The sequence below is a fragment of the Geomonas ferrireducens genome, assembly GCF_004917065.1.
GTDB classification, from domain to species: Bacteria; Desulfobacterota; Desulfuromonadia; order Geobacterales; family Geobacteraceae; genus Geomonas; species Geomonas ferrireducens.
The window spans coordinates 926,958-952,554 of sequence record NZ_SSYA01000001.1; the positions used below are offsets into that span (position 1 = coordinate 926,958).

Genomic DNA, 25,597 nt, shown 5'->3' on the forward strand with positions numbered 1-25,597 from the left:
GGCAGCGTGATGATGAAACGGATCTGCAACATCTTGAGCAGTCTCTCCGGCCTTCGGGCCGGGGAACTTGCCGGCGCCAGTGGTCGCCGGCCTAGTCGCGGTGCGTCTGCGCCGCGGGCTGCGCTAGAGTTGCGTCCGAAGCTGCGCCACATCCCTGCCTCGCTGACACTTCTCATCCTCTCCCTTCTCCTGCTGTTCGGGGGAAGGGAGGGCCTGGCCGCCGTGAACGGCGTTCAGATCGTGAACCGCGCCACTTTCAGTTGCAGCCAGCTTCCGGAAGTTACGACCCAGGTAACGGTGACGGTGATGGCGCGCACCAGTTCGACCGCGGAGTTTCTCAAGTACTCACCAGGCGTGACCGGTGCAAGCAGCGTCACCGTCCCTGTCACCTCCTTCTACGACGCGACCGGCACGCTCGCCAAGCTCGCCGCACCGGTCACCTCTGGAACCGAGAGCACGATCGACCTCTCCGCGCCGGTGCAACTATCCGCTTCCGACACATTCCACGCCGGTGAGCCCCTCTTCGTCAGGATCACCGATCCGGACCAGAACCTGGATAGGGAAAGCGCCGAAAGTGTGAAGGTGACGATCACCGATCCCGCTACCGGCGACAGCGAAAACCTGCTGCTCACGGAAACCGGTCCTGATACCGGCATCTTCGTCGGCTACATCCAGACTACGTCCCAGACGGGCGTTGCCGGCAACGGTGTCCTCAGCGTGGCCGAGGCCTCCGACATAAGGGCACGGTATGTCGACAAGGTGGACGGCAGTGACAGCTCCGCGGCCGCCGCCATCGTCGACCCCTTCGGTATCGTCTTCGATTCAGTGACCGGACGACCAGTCGACGGTGTCACCGTAGAACTCATCGACGCCGGCACCGGGCTTGGCGCCACGGTCCTGGGCGACAACGGTGTCGCCGGCAACCTCTTCCCGAACAAGGTCGTATCCGGCGGTATCGCCCACGACAGCGAGGGGAGAACCTACGCTTTCAGCCCGGGGGGATACCGTTTCCCGTACGTCGCTCCGGGCAACTACATCCTCAAGGTCACGGCGCCGGACCGCTACACCGCCCCCTCCACGGTCGACACCGCGAAGCTGCAAACCCTCTCCGGGGCGCCGTACAAGATCCTGGAGCCCGGTTCGCGCGGTGAGGTCTTCGTGGTACCGGCAGGCCCCGCGATACGCGTCGACCTACCGATCGATCCGAAGATCGGCACCCTCTGGCTCAAGAAGAATGCCGGCAAGAGCATCGTTTCCACCGGCGAGTACCTGAGCTACGACGTCGCGGTGCAGAACACCGACTCGGTCGGCACCGTCTTCAACACCGTGATCACCGACAAGCTCCCCGCCGGGTTCCGCTACCAGAAGGGGTCCGTCCGCCTGAACGGCTCCGCCGTGGCAGATCCCGCGATCTCCGCCGACGGCAGCACGCTGACCTTCAGGATCGGCGACCTCGGTCCGCAGAGCACGGCACTTCTGCGTTATGTCGTCGTGGTCGGTACAAGCGCGAGACCCGGCACCGCGGTGAACATCGCTTCGGCCACAAGCACACCCGCCGTCAGCGCGACACCGGCCACCGCTTCCGTAACGGTGCAGGAGCCGTTCATGCAGAGCCGCAACATCATCATGGGGCGCGTCTTCGTGGGCGCCTGCGGCGAGAACCCTGAGGACAACAAGAAAGGGATGGAAGGAGTCGGGATCTACCTTGAGGACGGCACCTTCGTGGTGAGTGACAAGCGCGGCATGTTCCACTTCGAGGGAGTGGCCTCGGGCACGCACGTAGTGCAGCTCGACATCGACTCCCTCCCCGAGGGTTACCAGGTGCAGCAGTGCGAGAAGAACAGCCGTTTCGCCGGGCGCGCTTACTCGCAGTTTGCCGAGATGCAAGGCGGCACCATGTGGCGCACCGACTTCTACCTCTCCCGGCTGGGTAACAAGGGCGCCACCGCAGACGCAGTGCCGACCGTAACCGCCGAGAAAACCAGCGCGTCCGCCCCAGCCACCGCGTCCGCAGTAACCACCTCTGCTGCAAGCGCGCCCAAGGCAACGGCATCCACGGCCACGGCAACCGCGTCCACGGCATCCACGGCATCCACGGTCACCGCAGCGCCGCCAGTGGAAGACCCGAGATATCAAGGCGAAGTCGCTCTGGAGATGATCAGCTCCCAAAGCGGTGAAGTAATTGAGTACCGGATACCGATGCAGGCTGCCGGCGTCCCCCTGCAGAAGCTGCGTCTCGCCGTTCTTCTCCCGCAGGGAGTGAGCTACCGCAAGGGAAGCAGCAACCTGGGCGGCCTCCCGCACCCCGACCCCGAGAACACCGGAAACCGCCTCATCTTCGATCTCGGTGCTGCCGACGCCGCTTGGGTCAAAGAACTCCGTTTCAAGGCAGGCATCGACGGTGCAGCGCAAGGAGCCCTGCAGACGAGGGCGACCCTGTCCTTTGACACCCCAGACGCGAAAGGTGTTGCCGCCCCTGAGACAGACAACGTCCTCTCTCTCGTACGCGAAGAAAGCCGCGTTTCGCTTCCGCCGATGGTGCTGCGCCCGCACTTCCCGACCTTCGGCGCCGAGCTCAACGAAGAGGACCGCAAGCAGCTCGCAGCGCTGGCCGACCTACTCAAGCAATACAATATCGACCGGATCGACGTAACCGGGCACACCGACCAGGTCCGCATCTCCCCGCGCAGCCGCGCCGTCTATGCGGACAACACCGCCCTTTCCTTCGCCCGCGCGAAGAACGTCGGGCGTTACCTGACCGCCGCGCTGCACCTACCGCCCGAGGCGCTTTATCTTACCGGCCGGGGCGAGAAGGAGCCGGTAGCAAGCAACAGGAGCGAAGCCGGGCGCGCGCAGAACCGTCGCGTGGAAGTGAAGGTCTCGCTCTCCCGACAGGTGCAGACGAGCCGGGTGACCATGGTGAAAGACAGAAGCGGCGTGAAGAAGCAGCCGTTGGCCGGTAGCAAACCGGCAGCCATACCGGCTGGGGCATCCGCGGCTGCACCCGCACCCGCACCGGTCGCCACAACCGTACCGGCAGCGACAGCAGCGACAGCAGCGACAGTAGCCCAGGTAGCTCCGGCAACTGCCGCGCATCCGACCAGTCCGACCAGTCCGACCAGTCCGACCAGTCCGACCAGTCCGACAGCTACGACAGCTGCGGCGCCTGCTGCCGCAGCCCTTAAGGCAGAGCGCGTCGAGCTCTACTCAGCCCTTAACGAGGGTGTTGTGCACCACCGCATCAAGCTGGCCGGCATGGACCAGGCGCTCAAGAACGTCACGGTGAACCTCGCGCTCCCGAAGAGCCTCCTCTACATGAACGGCACCTCCCGCCTGTGCGCGAGCGAAACCGCTGACCCGAAAGTCACCGACACCGAACTGATTTACCACTTCGAAAAGCTCCCGAAGGACGGCAAATTCGACCTGCGCCTGCAGTCGCTCCTCGACCCCGACGTCAAGGAGGAGAACTCCAACACCAACGTCACCGTCCGGATCTGCGACGCCGACGGTAAGGCGATCAAGACTCTCAGCGCCACTGCGGAACTCTCCGACAGCATGGACGATATCAACCGCCCCGATGTCGCGTCGCAGCCCCAGGCGGCACCGACCCCGGCAAAGATGAACGAGGAGACCAGCGTCGAGTTCGAGGAAAAAGTCGCCAAAGGAAAGGCCGACGCCGGCCAAGAGAAGGCGAACGACCTGCACGTAACCGACAAGGAAGGGATCCTGTCCCTCGCCGACGGCACCGTGCTCGCCTCCCAGATCAACGCGGTTCAGGTCGTGCTCAACTCGGCCCTCACCCCTGTGCTCATCCTGGACGGCCAGACCATCCCCGCAGAGAAAATCGGCTTCAAGCTGAAAGACAGGGAGAGCGACAAGAGCCTCTACACCTTCATCGGCTTGGACTTTGGTGACAAGGGGGAGCACATCCTCCGGCTCAAGGGGACGGACACCTTCGGCACTGTTCGCTTCGACCAGAGCGTGAAAGTGATCAGGACAGGCGAGATTGCCGCTCTGCGCCTCGTCTCGGCGGACGGTAACGTCGCTGACGGCAGGACCCCGGTCATGGTGCGCATCGAGCTCATGGACCAGGACGGCAAGCCGGTCCCGGCAAACGCCCAGCTCGCACTGAAGGGGGGGGAGCTGCGCCCCTACATCGAGCCCGGCACCATCGCGGTCAGCGCAGGCAGCGGCCTCGCCTCGGTGGATGCCCAAGGGTGGATCAAGTTCCAGCCGGTTACCGCAAGCGGCGCGTATCGCACCCAGCTCTCCTACAACAAGGCGACCCTGGATGTAGAGACCTACGTGAAGCCTAAGATGCGCGACTGGATCCTGGTCGGCCTCGCCGAAGGAACCGTCGGCTACAACACCGTGACCGGCCATATGCAGAACCTCAAGGATGCAGGGGCAGACGAGCACCTCTACGACGACGAGCGCCTCGCCTTCTACGCCAAGGGAAGCGTCAAGGGGGAGTGGCTCCTCACCATGTCCTACGACAGCGCCAAGAAGAGCACCGGCCCGAACGGGAACTCGCTGTTCCAGAACATCGACCCGAACGCCTTCTACACGCTCTACGGTGACGCGACGGCCCAGGCTTACGACGCCTCCAGCCAGAGGAAACTGTTCCTGAAGGTGGAGCGCGACCAGTTCAGCGCAGTCTTTGGCGACTTCGACACCGGCCTCTCGGTCACCGAACTTTCCCGCTACAGCCGCAGGCTGAACGGCGTGAAGACCGAATACCGCTCCAAGGAATTCGAGGTGACCGCCTTCGGCAGCGAGACCGGCCAGTCCTTCGTCAAGGACGAGTTGCGCGGCGATGGCACCTCCGGCCTTTATCGCCTGAGCCGCAAAGGCTTGGTGATCAACTCCGAACAGATCACCATCGAGTCCCGCGACCGCTTCCACAGCGAACGCGTGATCGAAAGCCGCACGCTTAGCCGCTTCATCGATTACAGCATCGATTACGAAGCGGGAACCATCTTCTTCAAGAGCCCGGTCTTCAGCAAGGACGATCAGTTGAATCCGGTCTACATCGTCGTCGACTACGAGGTGAGCGATGCCGGCGGCGAGGCACTCACCTACGGCGGGCGGGCCGGCGTGAAGCTCATGGACGGCAACCTGCGCATCGGGGGGAGCTACATCCGCGAGGGGCACATAAGCGGGGACAGCACGCTCTACGGCGCCGACGCCAGCATGAACGTCGGGCCGGGTACCAAGGCGCGCGCCGAGATCGCCACATCCAGGCGCGACACCCCGCTGGAGAAGGACAGCGGCAACGCTTACCTGGCCGAGATCACCCACCTCGACCAGAAGCTCGAGGGAAAGGCGTACTACCGCGAACAGCAGGAAGGGTTCGGCCTGGGACAGCAGAAGGGGACCGAGTCCGGCACCCGCAAGTTCGGCGCCGAGGGGAGCTACCGGCTGAGCGAGAGGTTCACCCTGGAAAGCCAGTTCTACCGCCAGTACAACCTGGTCGGCGACAGCGTCAGGGATTTTGTCGAGGCGCAGGCAGGTTACGCCGATAAGGAGTTCACCGGGAAAGCCGGATTGCGCTACGCCAACGACACCCTGGCAGGCGGCAACAACGACACCTCGGTGCTTGGTACCGTGGGGGGAAGCTGGAAGACCTTGAACCAGCGCCTGACCCTGCGTGCCGAGCATGAGCAGGCACTGCTCAGCAAGAACAACAACGCCGACTACCCGACCCGCACCGTGTTAGGCGCCGACTTCCAGGTCATACCGTCGCTGCTGCTCTTCGCCCAGCAGGAACTCACCAGCGGCGATGCCGCGGACACCAACACCACCAGGGTCGGGATGAAATCCACCCCCTGGACCGGCGGAACCCTCTCGAGCTCGGTCGGCAGCGACCGCAAGGAGAACGACCAGAGAACCTTCGCGACCGTAGGACTCGCCCAGAAATGGCAGGTAAACAGCTTCTGGTCCGTCGACGGCGGCCTCGACCGCAACCAGACTATCCGCAGGAGTACCGGCTACCAGTTCGACGCGAAGGTCCCCTCCGCCTCGGGCGGCGAGGACTTCAGCGCCGTATCGCTCGGCGCCACCTACCAGGAGAAGAGACTCCTGTGGTCCAACCGGATCGAGTACCGCGACGGAGAGAGCGAAGACAAATGGGGACTCATCTCCGGACTTACCAACGAGCAGGGGCTCTACTGGGGTTGGACCGGAAGGCTGCAGGTGCTGCAGACCAGAGGCATCGACGGCTCCCGTACCACCGATGCCGACCTGCGACTGGGGATGGCGTACCGGCCGCCGGTCACCCGCTGGATCGTGCTCGACCGCCTCGACCTGACCTTCAAGGACACCAAGAGCAGCGGGAGCTCGACCCAGGGCAAAAGGATAATCAACAACCTGAACGCCAACTTCCGCCCGGACAAGCGCAACCAGCTTTCGCTGCAGTACGGCGCTAAGTACGTTTTGGAACAGCTGGACGATGACGATTTCAGCGGCTACACCGATCTCATCGGCATCGAGGGACGCCACGACCTGAGCGACACCTGGGACATCGGGCTACGCAGCTCGGTGCTGCACAGTTGGCAGGCACACCAGGCGAATTACAGCCTGGGCGCCTCGGTCGGCTGTAACGTCATGCAGAATGCCTGGCTCAGCCTGGGCTACAACCTGCTCGGTTTCCGCGATGCCGATTTCTCGGCCGCGAACTACACCGCACAGGGCCCCTTCGTCCAGTTCCGCTTCAAGTTCGACCAGAACAGCGTGAAGGAAGGGCTGGCCGCGCTGAACCGCGGCGAGTAACACCAGCAGAAAGTCGCTAACCCCTGGTCCTTTTGCCCCGCACACAAGCGCTGTGGCGCGGAAGCGCGCGAGGGCGGCCGCAGACCGGGTGAGGGTCTCCCTCGCGGCTTCACTTGTAGGAGAAGTAGATGCCCAAAGGTTTCAACAAACATAAAAACCGTCCCGGGTTCCGATCATGGCGTCGCGCCTCCCTTGCCGCTCTTTTCTGCGTCATGGCCGCGCCCTCCCTCGGCCAGGCTCTCACCACCAGTGCGTGGCAGGACCAGACCTGCGTCGGCTACCGCACCGGCGGCCTTAACTGCACGGCCGGGGAATTCACCATAGCCCCCGTGTTCACGGCACAGGCCAACACCCCGCCTTTCTGCACCCTGGGGAGCGACTTCCGCTTCAAGGTGGAACTCGGACTCTCCGGCACCAACACCGACCGCTACGATATCGGCTTCTTCGTCGGACAGCAGGGGAACGATCCCCGCGACACGACTCCGGGCAACATCTGTTCCGTAGCCACCTTCCCGACCAGCCCGAGCCCGTGGCTCAACCTGGACGGGGACGGCTGCGGCGACTTCAAGGGTGGGGCGAACTTCATCACGACCGTCGACGAGATAAAGGTCCTCTGCACCGGTGACAGCACCGGCGCCCTGAAGATCCCATACGTCGTCACCTACTGGCAAAACCCCGGCAACGTCTGCACAGGCCCCGGCGACGTCAGCAATGGTTCCCCTTCCAAGTGCAACGCCGGGATCGCCACCGTAGCAGGTAACGTCTCGGTTTATAGCGGCGCTTTTGTCGACGTGACCAAGCAGACCCTGCCCGACGGCAGCACCCAACCCTTCACCTTCACCGCCACGGGCCCGGCAGGCTCGAAAGTGGTCGTTCTCACCGGAGCCACCCTGTCGGGAACCTCCGCCACGGGAGGTACCTACACTCCGGCGACCATCGCTACCGCAAGCAACAGCGTCAGCTTCACCCTGCGGGACAACGAGACGGCGCGCGTGTTCATCAGCGCCCTTACGACCGACCAGACCCTCACCATCACCGAGACCGCCGCCGGCAACGACTGGGACAACACCGCCGCGATCAGCTGCGCACCGGTCGCCGGGAGCCCGGCCCTCAGCACGAGCCCGGCGGACCGTAGCATCAGCGCCACGCTCAATACCACGAACAGTGGCGCGGCCTGCACCGTCACCAACACGAAGCGTCCGCGCATCACCTTGGTGAAAAGCGTTGCCGGTCGCATCAGCACCGGGGACCAGTTCACGGTAAGCGCAACCGGCGGCGGCACCCTTTCCGGCACCGCCTCGGCCACCACCTCAGGCACCCTGAGCAGCGTCAGCACCGTATTCAACTCTTCCCCGGATACCGCACTCACCCTGAACGACGTGAAGTCGGCGGGAACCACCGCAGCTTCAAAATACGCGGCGACCCTCACCTGCAGCAACGCGTACACCGGCACGGGTGCCACCCCCGCAGCAAACCTTCCGAACCAGCTGTTCGCCGCCAGCTACACCTTCGCGCCGAAGGCCGGGGATGAACTTACCTGCACCTTCACCAACACGCCGCGCCCGACCCTCACGAAAAGTTATACGAGCGGCAACATCGCGATAGGCGGCAGCAGCACGCTGACCTTCAACGTCGTGAACGAGCCGACCTCGAAACCGGCCCAATCCACCCTTGCCTTCACGGATGCCTTCCCCGCAGGGCTGACGGTAACCGGTGTCACCGGCATATCCGGCACCGGTTGCAGCGGTACGCCCTCCTACACCGCCTCGTCCGTCGCCCTCGCCTCCGGATCGATGACCCAGGGCACCTCGACCTGCAGTTTCAGCGCGACGGTCCGGGGAGATGCGGCGGCCTCCTACTTGAACAACAGCACGAGGTTCAGCGGCCAAGGGGGCGGGCTCGACACGAGCAGCACCAGCGCCACGCTCAACGTCTTCACCCCTCCGGCGACGGCGAAATCCTTCGGCTCCGCCAATGTCTCCCCCGGGGCACCGGTCGGCCTCACGCTCGTTCTGACCAACCCGGCAGCCAACGCAGCCCCCCTGACCGGCGTCAGCGTCACCGACAGCTTCCCCGCAGGAATGGTGCTGCGCGACACGAGCACAAGCTTCATCCCCGCCGGCTGCGGCAGCGTAACCAACACCTCCGGCGGCCAGATCGCCGCGAACAACGCCGGGGTCCGTTTCTCCGCGGCATCGCTCGCACCCGGGGCCAGCTGCCAAGTCACCATGAACGTAACGGCATCCGGTACGGGAACGGTGACCAACACCACCGCCGCACCTCTCGCCACCGGTCCAGTCTCCCTCACCGGAACCAGTGCCTCGGCCGCGGTGAGCCTTTCGATGATGCCGCTCATCTCCATCCTCAAGACCGCCAACCTCGCCACCGTCAATTCCGGAGAGGATGTCATCTACACCATTCAACTGGTCAACAGCGGTGCCGGCCCCGGGAGCAACGTCGTCCTGACCGATGACCTCGGTCCCTACACCTCACTCTACCTGGGCGGCGGCACCCCATTCGGCTTCACCGACAGTGCCCCCGCGTCCGGGGTCTCCCTCGGGGCACCTCAATATTCGAGCGACAAGGGCGCGAGCTGGACCTACGTCCCGGCGACCGGCTCAGGCGGCGCACCGCTCGGGTACGACGGCAACGTCACCGGCTGGCGCATCCCGATGACCGGCAACATCAGATCCGGCGGGAGCTTCACCCTGCAATACCGGGTGAAAGTGAAGTAACAACGACGCGGTTCCAAGGGATTGGCAGAGTCAGAGATAGAAAAAAGTGCATTATCACTTCTGCCCCTTTCAAAGTGCTTGACATAGAGGCGGGAAAGCTGTTATATCTCTCCTCCTGATTGACCCGTCAGAGTTTCACAATCGGAATGTAGCGCAGCCTGGTAGCGCACCTGCTTCGGGAGCAGGGGGTCGGAGGTTCGAATCCTCTCATTCCGACCAATAATAACAAGGAGTTACGAGATTTTCGTAACTCCTTTTATTTTGCCTTTTTCGCCGTGCAACCTCTCGTGCAACCTCTGCCCCCACCCCTCTCTCCAAATTATTTTTTTTGCCTGCAGCATATTTTTTTAAATCACCTTTCGTCAATCCGGACGAGATGGCATCCAGCGTCCCACCCCCTAGCCCAGCCTTCGGTCTCCCGGGGTGATACGCTGAACCCGTTACCCCCCCCAACCTGCCCTGCAGTCCTCCCCCCCTGGATCTTGTCCAGAAGAAGGTCTCGATTCCGGCGGGATTCAATATCGGGACGTTGAAAATCCCATCCCATAAGGCATATCATTGCCTCGGAAGGAAAAGACCGGCCTGCAGAAGGGTAATGCGAGAAAAGCCATAGAGAGGGACAAAATGAAAACCGCACGTCTGAGCATCGTCCTAGATCCGGAAGAGAAGGAACTGGCCGAGCAGCTTGCCGCAGAGTACAGCCACCGGACAGGAACCGAGATGACGTTGTCGTCTTTCGTCCGTCACCTGATCCGGCAGGCCGCACTCAACGCCACGGGTGAGAGTGAGTTGAACCGGCAGAGGTTGGTGTTGCCTCCCATAAGGCAAAAGCGCCGCCCCCGACCCCGACCGAGCGAACAGCTAGCCATTTACCGGGAGGAGATCAAGGCCATCGCCCTGGCGCATCACGTTACCAACGTCAGGATTTTCGGCTCGACCGCACGCGGGGAGGATACCAGCAAGAGCGACCTAGATCTTCTGGTGTCGCCGATAAAGGGGGAAACGGGATTGATGGAGTTGGTGAAAATCGCGGCTAGGGTGAAAAAGCTCATCAAGGTTCCGGTTGATGTCGTTCTTGATACGGAAATACCGGAAGAGCACAGGGGACGGATCGACAAGGAGGCAATCGCGATATGATCGCTACGGCTCAAGGTACCCACCAGCGGCGGAGCGGCATGTTTGCGTTAGGCTTGTTGAACGATATTAAACAGATCTAAACGTCTTGAGATAAGTGGAATAACATCTTCACGTTCCAGGTTAATGTGCCATAAGAATTGTTCGTAACTAGTTATATCTCGATCCTCAGGATCAATCGCCTTATACTTTTCCTGTGTTAATGTACAGAAATGCAACATAGGAATTAACTTTTGAATGTGATGCTTCTCTAGCACTTTTATGTTGGTTACCAGCTTTTGATACACCTCTGCAGCCTCTATCACCTCCAGGGAACTCCCTGACCTAAAATTACCATAATATTGTGGGTATCTAACCTTCACGATAACCAGAAATGAAACCAACGGTGCCATGTTGAAGGTTAAAGACTTAGCCCCATAATATAGTGCAATGTGTGAATAACATTTTTCAATATCCCTAAAGGACAAGCTGAATAGCTCAGAAAGGCCGATCATCGTCGACTGTAGTGAACTCACATCATTGCCAGCATCAATTCCTAACGCATTGTAAACGTGGTTACAAAAGGCCCTATAATCATCATTAACATCATCCTCATTTTTTGAAAGCGAAGTCTCGATCGTGAAGAATTTTTGCAAGTATTGAGTTGCCTCTAACTTCTCTCCATAAATGGATGACACTGCCGCAGCAAGCTGGTTCTTATTCAGAATCAGTGTGAAGATAACATTCTCAACGGAGAAGATATGTTTAATTTTTTCTATGAAGTCAACAGCGTAAGTAGGGCGGCACCGATCCAGTTCATCAATTATTAAAACCAACGGGTAAGAAGTATCTTCTTTTATTTGTTTTGCAAAATCCGATAAAGTATTTTTGAAATCTTCGACAGTAGCTGCGTCAGCTTTATGATCCCGAAGTTTTTTCTCAAATAAGTTGTTGGCGAAATCAAAAGAATCGTTCGTTACGGCTTCCTTAATCTCCTCCATATCTTTGAAATCATTATCCTTTAGAATGCCAAGCGTCGCCGCCTTGAGTCCAATCTTCGTACCAAAGCTTAACAACTTCACTCCAGCACGGGAGGCCTTTTTCAACACGGACTCAATTGATGAGAAAATGGGATGCTCAGCCGAATATGTTTCTTGGATGTAAGTTGCTATTTCCCCAACCAGAACTACGAATGGGTCGTCGAGATAATCATTCGCAAAAGCATCTATATAAATACACCTGCAATTCTTACTCTTAAGAGATGCACGCCACATCTTAGCAAAGGTTGTTTTTCCTTCTCCCCATGGTGCATCTATCGTGATGACAGCCGGATCATCAAGATTTTGTACGAGATTGGTTAACGCGTTGGCAAACGGTTCACGTTTAAGTTTGTCGTTCGCGAATGGCGTTTCAGGCGGCACATAAGGTGCTGGTACTACTATTTTCATTTTCTATCCCCTCCTCTTCCTGCTTCTGCACAACGGGCCAGTTGTTTACCTGCCGGGGTTTTGGGCAGGTCCAACAGTTTGGGTGGGCGTTACTTCCAAGAACAGCACCATCCTTCTGCATCCTTCGTAAACATAAGATCTAGCTTCTCACACGCCCTTTCCCAGATTGCGTGGATTTCTTCTCTAAAGGTTTCACTCCCTTCAGGGAATGCCCTGCAAAAAGAAGTCACCGCCTGTTCAATACGGGGATGCAGCAGTTCCAGGCCAGCTAGCCCGGCAAGCGGGCGGTCAATTTTTTCTGATTCAAACAATGTCCCGTTCTTGCCAACTGCGATTTTTGAGTACTGAATAATGTACAGCCATATCAACGCTGAACCGATGCAGGCAACACGATAAGCTTGGTCGTCTCCACCCTGAGATTTTTCTGTTTCGAAATTGGTTTTATGACTCTGAAAGGCACTGGAATCGCTTTCGAAGATGTGACGCAGAAAGTCTTTGCTGTAATACCGATCTGCGTGCAGGCAAGCTCCGATCTCGGATATTAAAATGTTTGAATAGTAGTCGTGGACCACTCCAAGATCAAAACCGTTTGGGAAGCTTAAGGGTTCTACTGAGGGCCAATGGTGCAGTTCATTATCACGACAATGTCCTAATTCATGTGCAATGATGAATGGTCCAAGTTGAAAGTCAGGGGACCAGTCCTCAAAATTTTCGCTGCCCGAATCATCTATTCCTCCAAGTACCATATTAAAGACGTATGAATGAAATAAGATGCTATGCTGGGGCTCCGAACCATCAAAACTTGTATGTGACATTCCGACACCGACATGGGCATGGTTTGAGGTAAAACCCTTGCCAGGGAATAAATGACCTACCGCCGCAACGTAGTTTTCTTTGGTAGCTACACCTATGATGGTTATTCGGTCGGTGTTCACGTTCAACCTATCAGCAATTGCGGTAACCCAATGGGCTACCATGGCCCCAATTTCTCCTGAATCTGGCCTCTCTTCGAAATACAAATTGATTTTCATTTTAATGGTATCCAATCATGTTAAGGGCCAACGAAGGGTTAGGCACATGTCAGTCAAGAGGAATTTCAACGCCGGTGTGGGTGATTGGTGATCCAGGATCTCGATACCGGGCAGGATTGAGAAACGTGTCTCGACACTTGATTTTTGCATGGACCCACTGTGGCTCACCAAAAGTGGCCGCCGTCACTACTAGCATCTTATTTTCCTTTCGTGCCTGTTCTATATATCTGGGGAGTTCTTGAAGAAATATATCCCGTTTGGCAACAGCGATGGTCCTTGACGAGTGATCGTTCTCCTCCTTGCCGCGCTCCTGAAGAATGACATAAAATACTAAGGCTTCCGATGGAACGCTGAACTGCTGGGTATCAACGGTCTTCGCAGAACGCGATGGGTCTGCGGGTAGACCCGGCACCTGGGTAGACACGGACTTGGTTGAGTCGGGCGAGATGGCCGGAGGATCGAGCTTGACAGAAAGCCAAGGGAAGGCTATCTCCCTTACCTTGTTCCCCTGCCCAAATACAAGGAAGAGAGTTAATGCGAGCCCGATCACCACAACAACTATGAACAGCCAGACGAGTATCTTCCGAGATGCTGAGAGTTGAGTATTCATCGATTGCTCCAATATGCCTAACGGGGCCGGAGTTGACGGCTTGGCCGGTCATATTTCCTGGTTGGAAACCTCATGTTGCGTCAACCTCTTCAGTATCTTTAGTTGGTTTTAAGCCGCCACCGCCGTGCTCAGTGTCGATCCATATGTTTCCATTATCGAAAACTGCCGTAGGTTCGCCGGTTAGGCTAGAGTAGCGGTGAATGTCTTCAATATCCTCAATGTTCAAATTCACTGTCAAAAGCCCAGCCCTTAACCAACAAATTCACCAAGGGCAAAAATACTTCCACCATTTCTTCAAGCATATCTCTGTACTCGGCAAATAAATCTTCCTCTGCATCTTCGTCTGTTTTGAAAATAGCATTAAGCATACGCATTCGTTGTAACTTTTCCTTGATTCTTACAGGTATTTGAATTTGTTCTGTAACAACATTGTCGCCAGTCGCGGTCACAGGATTGAGAATCGTTTCACTCTTTAATAATGAAGGTGCGGCACTTTCTGATGCCTTTGCTAGCTCCTCTACTACCCTGCGTATGCCACGAGCAACTTCGTTGAATGCTTGGTCATGTGTAGACCAGTCGGACACCGGCTTACCGTCCCTAGGAAGAGCTTGAAGCTTGCCGAATCGAGACCATGGCCAGTCGCACGGCCTTAGAATAATTGGAATTACACGGGCTTCTCCTGCATCGTGCCGAGCCATTGCGCGATCCATTTCGACGTCGTAGCAGTAATCCGAGGCTAGGAAGTCTGCGCTTATGAGGAGTAAAATTATCCTAGAAGAATCCAAATGAGAATCAATCTGGCCTTTCCACTCAGTACCTGGCTTAATTTTCCGGTCGTGCCACCCCAAAATAAGGCGTTCCCGCTTAAGTGAACTCAGGTGTGCCTCTAGCCGACTGCGCATTCTTTCGTCTCTATGTGAATAACTGAAAAAAATTTCTATAGGAGTAGTATGTGTGGTAGCGAGCATCTCTGGTATCCTTTGTGTGAAACAATACAAGCGTAAATCGGGGACGCCAAGGCTTTTCCTCCACGACGATCTCCACCGTCTTCAGCCTCGCCGCGCTCCGCGTCGTAGCGATATTGAACATAGAGCAGCGCTTTCCCGTACCTTTCCACCAGATGTTTGGTTCCCCTCTGGCCCGGCTTGAGGTTCAGGCGCGATTTCATACCTTACCCCTGGTAGGCGCACCATACCATGCAAGGTTAATGAATAACAATAAGAAATTACTCCTACTGTTGGCGTTGGAATGTCGACGATCTTTGTTAAAGCGGCGTCGCCCTCACCATCAGGACCCGGGAACCGCCAAGACCTCTACACTCGAGATCGTCGAGTGCTTCAACGAGGAGGTGCTACGCCCCGAGGGGAGGGAGCATCTCTCCGTCAACCGCTCCTACACAGGGAAGGCTGCCCGGGAACTCTCCGTCGCCACCGGAAAGCCCGCCCTCACTCTCGACAGTTTCGAAAACGTGAATCCGGCTTCCAAATTCGCCCCACAGGGGGCGGACAGCGGCTTGGCAATAGGAAACTATGGATGGGGGAGCTCTAACCATAACAAAGGAAGTGATGGACCAACCGGGGTAAGCACTTCTGGCGAATCATGTTGGCCTTTTACAGAGACGCCTTCTTTAGCCGCTAAAATACCGGACTCACCGCTTCAAGGTCTGCATTACCTCGTGCATCTGGTCCATGGTCGTTTGTATTTTTGAAAGGAGGACACGGATCAGTGACTTGCCGTACTGCGCCGTGCGCCGGTCGTCGTGCAGCCGAAGCTTCAAGTGGCCTCCCAATCGGCCGAGATCTCCGTTGATGCGTGCTGCCATTTCTTCAACTCGCCTATTTACAAGGACGTAGCGAATCCGGCACCCCAATTCCACACTCCGCAGGTCGGCTGCAACAGAAAGACCGGTGACGGCGCCCAGGTCTTTGATGGCAGCTTCTTATTCGGGAAACACAGGAACTGATGGCGCACTTTTCGTATCGGCAGCCGTCTGGCCTCGCAGAGCAGGATACCCGTTGAGCGCGCAGCGCGAATAAGGGGACGGTTAAGGGGGGCAACCGGCTTGCCGGGTGGCCACCTTCACCTATCCTGCCCTGCTCTGAACGACGATTTTCTCAATACGAATTTCGACCACGTCGCAATTTCACCCTGATTTTCCAATAAACAGACGCCGATCAATAAAAATTTTCAAATAATACGGCAGAATTTCGCAAAATATTGCCCGATACATAGAAGTTAGTCTGAAATCGCGAAAAATCTCGGTCCGACACCATGAAAACGCTGCAGATGAAGGAAGCTCAAGGCTTTTCCCGCCAAGGAAAGCGCTCCTCCCACCCCAATGGGAAATCCATCATTCGAGTCTCGATGTGATGCTGAACGATAAGCGCCTTGAGTCTGCTGCGCCAATGGTGGTGAGGCGCCACGATGTCCATGAAGTGCAGGATTATCAGGAGGGTGTTGTAAATCTTCCTGGAGCCATGAAGAAACTCGGCGCCAAGCCGGGGCGGTTTCCCTTTCGGGGGCAGAGGGATGATGGAAAAGTCCCTGTTCCACAGCCGCGCATGGTGCGCGGACAGATTCCGGACCAGGGACAGGTGGTGAAGCCACGACTGCAGAACCTTTTCATCAAGTCCGTACACCGATGCGATCGCGCGTCTCGTCGGCATCGGTTTAAGGCTGTTGTACCACCGGGACAAAAGGCCTATCGACATCACCTCGCAGACCGCCCATACCGGCGGCAGCGGCTCACTGTAGGTGGAAAGCAGGTGGCGGATGAAAGTTTCTTCAGAGCGGTCCACTTCATTGGTCAGTTTGTCCAGGTTGCTTTTCCAGTGAGCTTGTTTGAAGGCGAGAGACCGGTCCAGATGCGCGTGGGGACCGTGCCGGTGCGCCAGTTGATATGCCCATTGGCTCCGCACCGAGACCTCGATGCGTTCGATGGCATCCAGCACGAGGAGCCGCAACTCACGGTCGAAAATGTAATGGTTCAGGACCCGGCCGAAATCGGTTTCGGCCTTGAACCTGTGAGTGGCGTGGTCCGCCTCGAAAGGGAGCCAATAGGCACTCAGGCGGTAGTAGTTGATGTGCTGGAGGTAGAATTCGGCTGATGCGGGGTCATTGATGATCATGCCGCGCTGCCTTAGCAGGGCGACCTGCTCACCGTAGGTGGTGGCGGGTTTTTTAAAAGGGGTACTCATGGCGCCCCCCTGAAAAAAAGTAACCCCCCGGTTTGAGCTTCACGGCAGCGAGCTGCCGGATAGGCTTGGGGGGTTTTGTTGGCAGTAGTATGTATCACATTTCCCTCCATAAGCAAGTAAAATCCTCCCACCCGATGGTCAGTCATGAGGACGCCTGAAGGAAATCACCTTCCGGCGTGAGGTCTCGGACTGCTTACCATGCTTTTTAGCTGGTGGCAGTTGTTGCACTTTTTGCAACAACTGCGAGACACCGGAACGGGGCTATGCATCCAGGTTCCTGCGTAGCCTGATGACTTTGCTTGCTGTTGCCAGATAAGCACCATCAATGGCCGCCCCTGTAACGATGGCCAACAGCTCTCGCTCCCAGGACTCTAAGGCTGCCTGTTTCTCGTGGTCATAGGCGTATCGGTTGTACACCTTGATGATGCCCTTTTTGAGATGGGCCAGTACTGCATCGACAGTCTCATCTGGGTATCCGATACGTGCGATCATCGTGGCGCCGGTACGGCGCAAGTCATGGGGGGTGAAGTGGTCCATGTCGATCTTGCGTTCCTCCTTCACCTTCACCATTTTGGGGACGTCCCCAGCCTTGGGGTTTGAAGATGGCTTGCGCCGGGTGTACCCCTTGATGTTGCGCCGTATGGCGTAGGCCAGCGACCTTTCGGTGATGTGGCCTCCGGTCGTCGGCGAGGGGAAGATATACCCATCCTCGTTGCCGATCAATCTGAGGGCCAGGTCGGTGAGATAGACCCTCTGAGGCCTCGGCCTCTCGCGGGTCACCTTGGTGCTTTTCGGCATGAACTCCCACCAGCGCCCCTTGATCTGGGAGCGGTGCATCGCCACCACCTCGCCTGGACGCTGGCAGGTCACCAAAATGAGTTTCAAGGCACGGCGCGTTGCGTCGCTCATGGAAGCGTTGTTCACGCCCTCCCAGAAGATCCGGATCTCTTCGGCATCGAGGTTACGCTCGCGGCTGGCGACAACCGGCAACTCATCATCCTTCTCAAAACCGATGCAGGGTGACTGGCCGACTATCTCCTGCTTCACGGCGTACCTGAACATGCGGCGGATGATTTTGAAGGTATTGAGAGTGATGGCGGGGCCGCGCCTCTTCATACCTTCGACGAGAAGCAGGACATCCCGACGCTCGATATCCCTTGCCTTACGGTCTCCCCACACCGGCAGCACGTCCTTTTCGAGGATTCTCTTATCCTCCGCCCAGGTCTTCTTTTTCTCCTTGGCGAAATTCTCAACATACTCCTCGACCAGCCGCGCTATGGTCGGGCGCTTTCTGATCTCGTCCCGCTCCTGTCTCTCCCTGTCCAGCCTTTGGGCTCTCTCGCCCAGCGGATCGCGTGGGTTGCCTGGGTCGTGCAGCATGGCGTACGCCGCGGCGTGGGCCGCGCGCGCCTCGGCGAGCGTTTGCGCAGGATAGGTCCCCAGGTTCAGTTGCCGCCTCTGGCCATCAAAGGTGTAGATGAAGAGAAAGGTCTTTTGGCCCGTTGGCAGCACCCTGATCGCGAAGCCCCGACGCTCCCTTTCCACATACTGCTTCGACCTCGGTTTCAGACTCGCAACATACCTGTCCGTGAAATCCATTTTTGTCTCCGGGAGAGGTTGCATGGCCGCCGTGCAACCTCTCGTGCAACCTCTCGTGCAACCTCTAGGGGGTGAAATGCGTTGAAAAAAAGCGAACGCCCCTGCACAGTTTATAGCCAAAAAACCTATATTAGTCAACCAGATAGACCCTGCTAATGGCATGAATTGAAACTAATCGAAACGTCCTGAAAAGGCTATATTTGATTATTCGGGAGCAGGGGGTCGGAGGTTCGAATCCTCTCATTCCGACCATCATTTAGAAAAGGCCCTTGGCATCAGCCAAGGGCCTTTTTTCTTCATCTCTCCGATCTTTTCCGGTCCACGGAAAAGATTCCTTTACTCAGTGCCTCATTTCGTGGGGTGAGAGGCAGCCGGATTCAGCTCGGCTTCGACGTACCCCATATCCGGAATCCCGTCGACGACTCTCGGGTTCCCTTCAAAATCAGTGGCTGGAAGATCGGTTGCATTGAGGGTCCCTGCATTGATGCAGGGAGAGTGCTGCCGTAGAAAAAACTTGTCACCCCCCTTGAACATCGGATCGGCGTCGATGTTGCCGGCGCCGGCAAAGCCCCCCATGATGTCGGAATATGTGACCTCGACGCTATCGGAGCGCAGCGCTCCTATCTGATCCGGAAGGTTCCCCCAGATGATGCAGTTTGCAATTCGAAGGGTCACCCCGCTCTCCTCAGCGAGGGAGTTGCAGTGTACGGCCCCACCGCCGACCCTGGCCCGGTTGTGGACGAAGGTGCAATTGGTGAAGAAGCCCGACGGGTACATCTCGGCGCAATATACCGCGCCGCCGTGCTGCGCCTCATTCTCGGTGAAGAGACAGTTGATGAATCCCTGGTTGATCCCCCTGTCCATACAGATCGCGCCGCCATCGAGATCGGCGCTGTTACCGATAAAGGCGCAGTCGAGGACTCGGTCGAGATAGAAGCAGTTTACGGCACCTCCGGACCCTGCGGAGATATTTCCGGTGAATGAGCACCCCTCGATGCTTCCCCTTGTGCTGGTGCCTCTGATGGCGGCGCCGTCCTTGGAGGAGACGTTCCCCGTGAATTCACAATTCTTGATCAGAAAAAACCCCTCATGTATCGATACCGCTCCGCCCCTGTTGTCGGTAAGCTTGCAGTTGCTCACGTTGAGTCTTCCGGAGATGGAAGTCGTGACGATTGCGCCATCCAGACAGCGAGTTAATGCCACTCCGTCGACGATCAGCCTGCCGGCTGATTGTTCTTTCACGATTCCCCGGAACAGGTTGTCGCCGTCAATGACCGTCTTGTGCTTTTCCCAGTCCCTTTGCGACAGTTCCACCTCATTGCCGTCGAAACCGCCGTAGATGCGCGGCGAGCCGCTGACATGGAGCTCTGCCGGGAGGTGGTAGGTGCCGTGCCTGATCCACACCTCGTATTCCGAATCTGGCGACAGGTTCTGCGCGAAAGCGGCCTGAAGGGAGTCGAATGCGGTATCCCAGGATTTCCCGTCGCCACCGGGCCGCGCATCCAGGTCTACTCGGTAGACCGTCGTTGTTTGTGCTTCCTTCTGAACGGCAGTTTGAGTAGGCTGTGACTCGGACAGGGTAGAATCTCCACACCCAGCCGACAAGCCCATAGCGGCGACCAGCAGGATCTTCGTCCACGTCCTCATTGTTTACCTCCTTTGATCGGGTAGTGATGGCACCGAACTGCACCGAACTGCACCGAACCAGACCATGGCGCTGCCCAAACAGTAGGTCCCGGCGACGAAATGTCAACACCCGACCCGCGACCTCCCACCCGCATGCCGACCATTAATTGAAAAGGCCCTTGGAGAAATCCAAGGGCCTTTTTCGTTGCCGCTCATCCTGATTGCAGATCGCACTTCCGTACCATCACGCCGCCGCCATTCACCGGCACCTTGTGCCATCTCAATGGCACATGGCACTCCGTGCATCGCCGCAGGCCGATCCAGCTGACCGTATCTTACCCGATATTTATCGATGCTCGCTGTGCTCCGGAAAAAGCTGGACGTGAAGTTCCGTCTGATCCAGGTCCCAGGCGCCTGCCCCCATGATGCCGATCGCGGGGACCAGGAACACGGCTGCGCCCACGACGTCCAGCTTGCCGGTGGCGTTCAAATGGTGGTCGATCAGCCGTGTGTAGGTTTCAAACCCTTTTTTCTCCGCCTCGACCTCGATGGTCTTGTTGCGCAGCACCTCGATGGTGGCGGGACAGTCGTGCCTGTTCCCGTTTACCCTGAGGACCGTACCCTTTTCATTGCACGTGATGTTCAACGTCTGCGTTTCGGACCTGAATACGGAGCACCCCGTGGTGCAAAGCACCAACCATGTGACCATAAAAAGAAGACAGCTGCGCAAAAGTTCCTCCTGGCATCCATTACATGAAAAATTTTCCATTGAATACATCTTGATGACACTATATGTCAAGAACAAGATGTAATAGAGGGGCTGCGGGCTAAGGCCATCCGTGTTTCATCGTTCTCTCTCCTACTCGCGGTTTCGTTCCCTCAATACGCATCGGATTTCAACGGCGCACATGCGCCCTGCACGTACTGATAGCCTGGCAAAGGTATCCGGTACTGGTTGTTTTCGAAGTCCCACGACCCGATCGGAGAGCTTGACATGATCCCTCCATTGTTACCGGTACAGCTGCCGGTGGTCCCCAGAAACGCCGTATCCTCCACCTGGCACCTGCAGCTCAACGGCCTCTGCGGGTCGGACGGACCCTGGATTTCCGTGCAGGGCGCGCCGTCGCAAACAGCCCAATTCAAATCCCCGCTGTAGCCGGGCACGCTTTGATCGCAACCGACCGGCTTCACCTTCAAAATATCGCACCACCCGCGATAGGAAAAAGTAGAGACCCAGTCATATCTAACGTTGTCCACCTCGTACAGTCCGTCCCTGATGGCTTTGCAGACAGGGGCCTCGTCTGTATCGCAACGATGCCTCGTGGTGCATTGTGCGAGTGTCAGGTGTTTCACCGCGACATCTTGGATATTCGATGTTTCAACGATATGGGGTTCGTTCACCCTCATGCAGTCGCAGTAAGCCTTGTCGCCGTTCATTATGCAGTCGGGGGATGCCGTACAGAGGGCGTGCCATCCGGTACACACGACAAAGGCCTGAGGCTCGTTGCGTTGCGGTACGTTCTGAGCGTAGGCGTCGGCGCAAATGAAACCAGCCATCGCCAGGAACGCGAGCGGTTTGAGCACTGCACGTTCAATCCTTTTCATTGTTCCACCTCCTGCGAGACTCGCCGTTATCGCTCCTTCATGCAGGCTTGCCAGCCGCCGTGCATAAAGGTCGCTTTATCGCACCAGACAGCGACCGGGTAGTAATCGCCCATCGCGTCCTGGGAGCATGGCCCCTTTTCATCCAGAACGCTTCGATCAGGAAGGCTCTTGAAATCCAAATCGAACGCGCAGTTAGCCCATGCCTCCTTGACCGCATAGGGGAAATAGTCCGATACCAGCGTGTGGCGCAAAACCAGGAACTTGGGATACCGCTCGTCACCATACGGCAGCCAGTTTATGTTGGGACTCAACCAATCGGGGCGCTGCCGATCGTCCGATATGACGATCGTGTAATAGCCCCCTTCGAGACGTGTCGTCAGATCGGTTGCGCAACCAATGAGCGAAAGCGGCACGGCGAAGTCCTGCTCGCACAGGGCCCAGTAGCGCATGTCGACGCTCCGGAAGCCCCGTGACGGCTCCCAGATCGGTGCACCATTGAACGTGTCGGGAACCCCAGGTGCCTTGCCGCGTATGACGATGATCCGCCCCGGTTGGTAATCGTCCCCCGGCCACATCATCATGTATTTGCCGTCCGGATTGGGCCACAGGATCGACGGCGGGTTGGCCGGTGAAGCAAACCAGAGCCGATCGGTGGCCGGCGTGCCTTCAATGACCTTCGGGTCGAAGTTCAGCGGGAAGAGCAGTTGGGCCAGGGCACTGATCTCGCCCCACTTGTTGACTGTCGGGCAGGTGTCCAGCTGCTTGCCGGCCCCGGTTCCGTCCGTCAGCGTTATGGTGGGAAGGGGCACCCCGCCCATCAGGGCTTTGCCGGTTAAGGACGGATCTGCGTTCGGTACGTACATGCGCAGGACCACCCAAACAAGGTCCGAGGAAACCTTGATGGTATTCGCCGAGCTGGAGTCGGAGCGCGAGATCACGACCGTATAGGTGCCGCTGCGACCGCCCGGCGGGACGAACGGGTTGCTGCTGCCCGGATCGGGGGCGATCTGGGCATCGTACAGATGCTGCTCTACGAGATGAAATCCCTGGTTGGTGTTGTGTTCAGCGTCGTAACCGAGAGTCTCGTAAGCAGTGATGGCAAAATAACGGATTTTGGGATAGGTGCCCTTGATGGTCATCTTTTCGTACCGCGTGTCGAAGGGCATGATCCAGTAACGGGCAGCACCGTCGGGGCCCTGCACGTTGCCGGAGCCTTCGGGCGAGAATACGAGCGGCCACCCACATCCTCGAGCATTGAACTCCGCGGCGCGTGCGTCACCGGGATGCATCAGAAACGCGAGGGCTATGAAGCAGCCCAACATAGCGATCCAGGTAGATACTTTCATCGTTTCCTCCCTTGCCGGCCGGAAGGCGAAACCGGCCCGGCTCCGGTCCGTTGTGAATGCTCAGTCGCTTTACGGACGCGGCGAAAACTTGATGATGCGGTCGTAAAGCATCTCCTGCGTGGCGGCTCCCACCTTGGTCGCAGGTTCAAGGTACATGCGGAAGTACACCCCCAGGATCGTGTTTTCATCGAGTTTCACGCGCGCACAGGGGGCGGACAACGGCACGCAACCGGCTTCGTTGCCGCAGTTGCGCGATGCCTTGTACACGTACATCAGATGCGCATCGGGATCCCCGGCGGGGAGGTAGCTGTCGGCCGAGCCTACCGGCAGATCGTCGTCGAAAAATCCGCCTAAAAACGCATTCCATTTCTGATGCGGGCCGTCACCTTCCATGTATCCGGTCGCGTAAAAATTGACGTTCATGTACGTCGTTTTCCGGGTGGCTACGTGATTGGCGCCATAAATCACGAGATACTCGTCGTCGGCCAGCGTGAGAACGTCATTGAGATTGGATTGCGGCATCATCCAACCAGCATCCAGAACAAATCCATCCCGGGTGCCGCCATCCGCCCATGTTTTGCGTTGCAGGTTGTCATAATCCTCGTAGCAGGCTACCGCGGAGAGAAACTCGGTTGCATACATGCCGGGATTGGCGGCGATGACGCCCGCGCGGAGCTCCGCCAGCTTGTTCATCAGGTACATCTCGCTTTCTCCCGTTCCGCGGACACGCAGCGGGGGCATCGGGAAGGGTTTGGCGGTTGCCGACGCGCCTGGCGTCACCCGGAAGAGATGGAGGTTCACCGGCGAGCCCTCGATGTAACGCTTGCCGGCCGCCGGATCTTCAAACCTCGCCGTGCGCAGCGTGATCTGGAAGTCATCGGCGGTGTCGCCGTGCCCGAGCTTCAGCATCGAGGCGGGGAGCACGAGGGTATTGAAGATCGCCTCCGGGTAGCCGGCGCGCCTGAGCGCCGCACGAATGGCGGCATCGGTACCCTGGTCCGGGGTCAGAATCAGCACAAAAGGAGTGTTGAAAGGGGTAGGTCCGGCGGTTTTGATGGTGGCGTTATTGACAGCGTCTCCCACGGTGCCGAAGATGTCCGTTTTTTTCAGTCCGCCATCCTTGTCGGGGTAGAACCTGCTGTAGATATGCGCGTAGAAGGCGAAGTATTTTGCCGGTGGCGGGGTCTTTCCGACCAGCACAATCGCTTCGTCAGGCCTGATTTTGAATTTTTGCGTCAGCACCGGCCCCTCGCCCGGTTTCGCTGCCTCTTTCGGGACGCTTGGTATGAGATAGAGACCGGAGTTCGCCAAAATGGCGTCCGGGAGGTTGCCGGCGCAAAATTCCCCCAGCGGGTTAAAGACCGTCGCAACGCCGGGGGTCACCGCAAAGCCATTTTGTTTGAGCGTTTCTTCGAAGGTAACCAGGGCGCGCTCCGGTGCCTCTTTCGACAATGCACAGGGCGCCGGCAGCAACAAAGCTGCCACAATCAAGGATAAGAATATTTTCCCTTTCATACCCGTTACTCCTTCCTTTGGTCACTGGATGTGTTTTCTCTCCTCTTTTTCGGAGTTCTGCGTTGATTTCACAGCGTTTTCCTGCGACATCTGACGATCTGCTATTCACCATTCAGCGAATATTCGACCGCGGCCTCCGAATGTATTTGCGTCGTGTCGAAAACCGGTATGGAGACATCCTCCTGTTTGATGAGCAACGGAATCTCCGTGCAGCCTAAAACGACCCCTTCCGCACCTTCTTCCTTCCGGAGGCGATCGATGATTTTCTTGAATCCCTCCCTGGATTCCCGTTGCACCTTATTGGCGCACAGCTCGTCAAAAATCACGGCGTTGATGTAATCCCGCTCTTTCTTGCTGGGTATGACGACCTTGATCCCGTACTTCGCGAGACGATCTCGATAAAAGGGCTGTTCCATCGTGTACGTTGTGCCGAGTAGGGCGACGGTACGCACCCCTTTTTTGGCGACCGCTTTCCCCGTTGCGTCGGCGATATGGAGCACGGGCAGTCCGACTTGCTGTTCGACGGTGCCCGCAAGCGAGTTAAGCGTGTTGGAGGCGATGACGATGAAATCCGCGCCGCCTCGTTTCAGCCTCTGAGCGGCATCGACGATGGTTTTCGTCATCAGGGTCCAGTCGCCTTTATCGGCTAGTTTTTCCTGCTTGGAAAATTCACCGAACTCGATGGAGTACATCAGTAACTGCGCGGAACTCACCCCACCCAAGCGGTCGCGGACCTGTTCGTTCATGATGCGATAGTATTCTATCGATGACGCCCAACTGACTCCTCCTATGATGCCGATGGTTTTGATGGGACGTTTTTCCGAAGCGGTTGCAACGGGTGTATTTTGTTTTTCGCTTCCGTTTCTCAGCACATCCTGCGCGTAAGCTGCAGAAAATCCGCTGACAATCATCATCAGAAGAACCAGGAAAGAGCAACAGCGCGTCAAGGTGATTTTCATAGCTGCCTCCTTTTCCGGCCAATGCCGGGCCAACCATCCTGT

16 protein-coding genes and 1 tRNA gene are annotated in these 25,597 nt (G+C 57.6%); 4 read left to right on the forward strand and 13 right to left on the reverse strand.

Annotated features, from left to right (window positions below):
* The first annotated feature begins 9 nt into the window (after positions 1-9).
* The 4 genes from E8L22_RS04050 to E8L22_RS04065 all read left to right on the forward strand — a co-directional run bounded on the left by E8L22_RS04050 (position 10) and on the right by E8L22_RS04065 (position 10,643).
* A complete protein-coding gene (locus tag E8L22_RS04050; protein ID WP_136523958.1) occupies positions 10-6,771 on the forward strand; it encodes an OmpA family protein in 6,762 nt (2,253 codons plus the stop codon).
* Between the two features lie 128 nt (positions 6,772-6,899).
* Complete coding sequence (locus E8L22_RS04055; RefSeq protein ID WP_136523959.1) at positions 6,900-9,506, forward strand: beta strand repeat-containing protein; 2,607 nt, start codon at positions 6,900-6,902, stop codon at positions 9,504-9,506.
* 142 nt (positions 9,507-9,648) lie between these two features.
* A tRNA-Pro gene (locus tag E8L22_RS04060) sits at positions 9,649-9,725 on the forward strand.
* A 405-nt stretch (positions 9,726-10,130) separates the two neighbouring features.
* A complete protein-coding gene (locus E8L22_RS04065) occupies positions 10,131-10,643 on the forward strand; it encodes a nucleotidyltransferase domain-containing protein (RefSeq protein ID WP_136523960.1) in 513 nt (170 codons plus the stop codon).
* A gap of 47 nt (positions 10,644-10,690) precedes the next feature.
* Here the strand turns inward: E8L22_RS04065 and E8L22_RS04070 are convergent, their stop codons facing one another.
* From E8L22_RS04070 to E8L22_RS04130, 13 genes are all read right to left on the reverse strand, one after another.
* Complete coding sequence (locus E8L22_RS04070; protein WP_136523961.1) at positions 10,691-12,067, reverse strand: KAP family P-loop NTPase fold protein; 1,377 nt, start codon at positions 12,065-12,067, stop codon at positions 10,691-10,693.
* Positions 12,068-12,156: 89 nt separating this feature from the next.
* Positions 12,157-13,098, reverse strand: coding sequence for a hypothetical protein (locus E8L22_RS04075; RefSeq protein ID WP_136523962.1), 942 nt, complete (start codon positions 13,096-13,098; stop codon positions 12,157-12,159).
* Between the two features lie 49 nt (positions 13,099-13,147).
* Complete coding sequence (locus tag E8L22_RS04080) at positions 13,148-13,708, reverse strand: hypothetical protein (protein WP_136523963.1); 561 nt, start codon at positions 13,706-13,708, stop codon at positions 13,148-13,150.
* A 215-nt stretch (positions 13,709-13,923) separates the two neighbouring features.
* Positions 13,924-14,676 carry a toll/interleukin-1 receptor domain-containing protein gene (locus E8L22_RS04085; RefSeq protein WP_136523964.1) on the reverse strand — a complete coding sequence of 251 codons (753 nt, stop codon included), beginning with the start codon at positions 14,674-14,676 and terminating at the stop codon, positions 13,924-13,926.
* Positions 14,677-15,356: 680 nt separating this feature from the next.
* The gene (locus tag E8L22_RS21850) at positions 15,357-15,485 is read right to left on the reverse strand and encodes a hypothetical protein (RefSeq protein ID WP_281282914.1); all 129 of its coding nucleotides are present in this window, start codon (positions 15,483-15,485) and stop codon (positions 15,357-15,359) included.
* A 520-nt stretch (positions 15,486-16,005) separates the two neighbouring features.
* The gene (locus E8L22_RS04095; RefSeq protein WP_136523965.1) at positions 16,006-16,905 is read right to left on the reverse strand and encodes an Abi family protein; all 900 of its coding nucleotides are present in this window, start codon (positions 16,903-16,905) and stop codon (positions 16,006-16,008) included.
* 261 nt (positions 16,906-17,166) lie between these two features.
* Complete coding sequence (locus E8L22_RS04100; protein WP_162604771.1) at positions 17,167-18,504, reverse strand: tyrosine-type recombinase/integrase; 1,338 nt, start codon at positions 18,502-18,504, stop codon at positions 17,167-17,169.
* 348 nt (positions 18,505-18,852) lie between these two features.
* A complete protein-coding gene (locus E8L22_RS04105; protein ID WP_136523967.1) occupies positions 18,853-20,151 on the reverse strand; it encodes a right-handed parallel beta-helix repeat-containing protein in 1,299 nt (432 codons plus the stop codon).
* A 325-nt stretch (positions 20,152-20,476) separates the two neighbouring features.
* On the reverse strand, positions 20,477-20,776 hold the full coding sequence (locus E8L22_RS04110; RefSeq protein WP_136515432.1) for a hypothetical protein: 300 nt from the start codon (positions 20,774-20,776) through the stop codon (positions 20,477-20,479).
* Between the two features lie 233 nt (positions 20,777-21,009).
* Complete coding sequence (locus tag E8L22_RS04115; RefSeq protein ID WP_136523968.1) at positions 21,010-21,735, reverse strand: hypothetical protein; 726 nt, start codon at positions 21,733-21,735, stop codon at positions 21,010-21,012.
* Between the two features lie 26 nt (positions 21,736-21,761).
* Positions 21,762-23,081, reverse strand: coding sequence for a hypothetical protein (locus tag E8L22_RS04120; RefSeq protein ID WP_136523969.1), 1,320 nt, complete (start codon positions 23,079-23,081; stop codon positions 21,762-21,764).
* Positions 23,082-23,150: 69 nt separating this feature from the next.
* Positions 23,151-24,596 (reverse strand): hypothetical protein, encoded by a 1,446-nt coding sequence (locus E8L22_RS04125; RefSeq protein ID WP_136523970.1) that lies wholly within the window; start codon positions 24,594-24,596, stop codon positions 23,151-23,153.
* Between the two features lie 101 nt (positions 24,597-24,697).
* Positions 24,698-25,555: an aspartate/glutamate racemase family protein gene (locus E8L22_RS04130; RefSeq protein WP_136523971.1), complete on the reverse strand. Its 858-nt coding sequence runs from the start codon at positions 25,553-25,555 to the stop codon at positions 24,698-24,700.
* Positions 25,556-25,597 lie beyond the last annotated feature (42 nt).

Excerpts from the sequence above, each read along its gene's own strand:
- E8L22_RS04120 (WP_136523969.1), bottom strand. The coding sequence starts at position 23,081 with ATGAAAGTATCTACCTGGATCGCTATGTTGGGCTGCTTCATAGCCCTC.
- E8L22_RS04105 (WP_136523967.1), bottom strand. The coding sequence starts at position 20,151 with ATGAGGACGTGGACGAAGATCCTGCTGGTCGCCGCTATGGGCTTGTCG.
- E8L22_RS04055 (WP_136523959.1), top strand. The coding sequence starts at position 6,900 with ATGCCCAAAGGTTTCAACAAACATAAAAACCGTCCCGGGTTCCGATCA.
- E8L22_RS04115 (WP_136523968.1), bottom strand. The coding sequence starts at position 21,735 with ATGAAAAGGATTGAACGTGCAGTGCTCAAACCGCTCGCGTTCCTGGCG.
- E8L22_RS04080 (WP_136523963.1), bottom strand. The coding sequence starts at position 13,708 with ATGAATACTCAACTCTCAGCATCTCGGAAGATACTCGTCTGGCTGTTC.
- E8L22_RS04095 (WP_136523965.1), bottom strand. The coding sequence starts at position 16,905 with ATGAGTACCCCTTTTAAAAAACCCGCCACCACCTACGGTGAGCAGGTC.
- E8L22_RS04050 (WP_136523958.1), top strand. The coding sequence starts at position 10 with ATGATGAAACGGATCTGCAACATCTTGAGCAGTCTCTCCGGCCTTCGG.
- E8L22_RS04075 (WP_136523962.1), bottom strand. The coding sequence starts at position 13,098 with ATGAAAATCAATTTGTATTTCGAAGAGAGGCCAGATTCAGGAGAAATT.
- E8L22_RS04065 (WP_136523960.1), top strand. The coding sequence starts at position 10,131 with ATGAAAACCGCACGTCTGAGCATCGTCCTAGATCCGGAAGAGAAGGAA.
- E8L22_RS04085 (WP_136523964.1), bottom strand. The coding sequence starts at position 14,676 with ATGCTCGCTACCACACATACTACTCCTATAGAAATTTTTTTCAGTTAT.
- E8L22_RS04100 (WP_162604771.1), bottom strand. The coding sequence starts at position 18,504 with ATGGATTTCACGGACAGGTATGTTGCGAGTCTGAAACCGAGGTCGAAG.
- E8L22_RS04125 (WP_136523970.1), bottom strand. The coding sequence starts at position 24,596 with ATGAAAGGGAAAATATTCTTATCCTTGATTGTGGCAGCTTTGTTGCTG.
- E8L22_RS04070 (WP_136523961.1), bottom strand. The coding sequence starts at position 12,067 with ATGAAAATAGTAGTACCAGCACCTTATGTGCCGCCTGAAACGCCATTC.
- E8L22_RS04130 (WP_136523971.1), bottom strand. The coding sequence starts at position 25,555 with ATGAAAATCACCTTGACGCGCTGTTGCTCTTTCCTGGTTCTTCTGATG.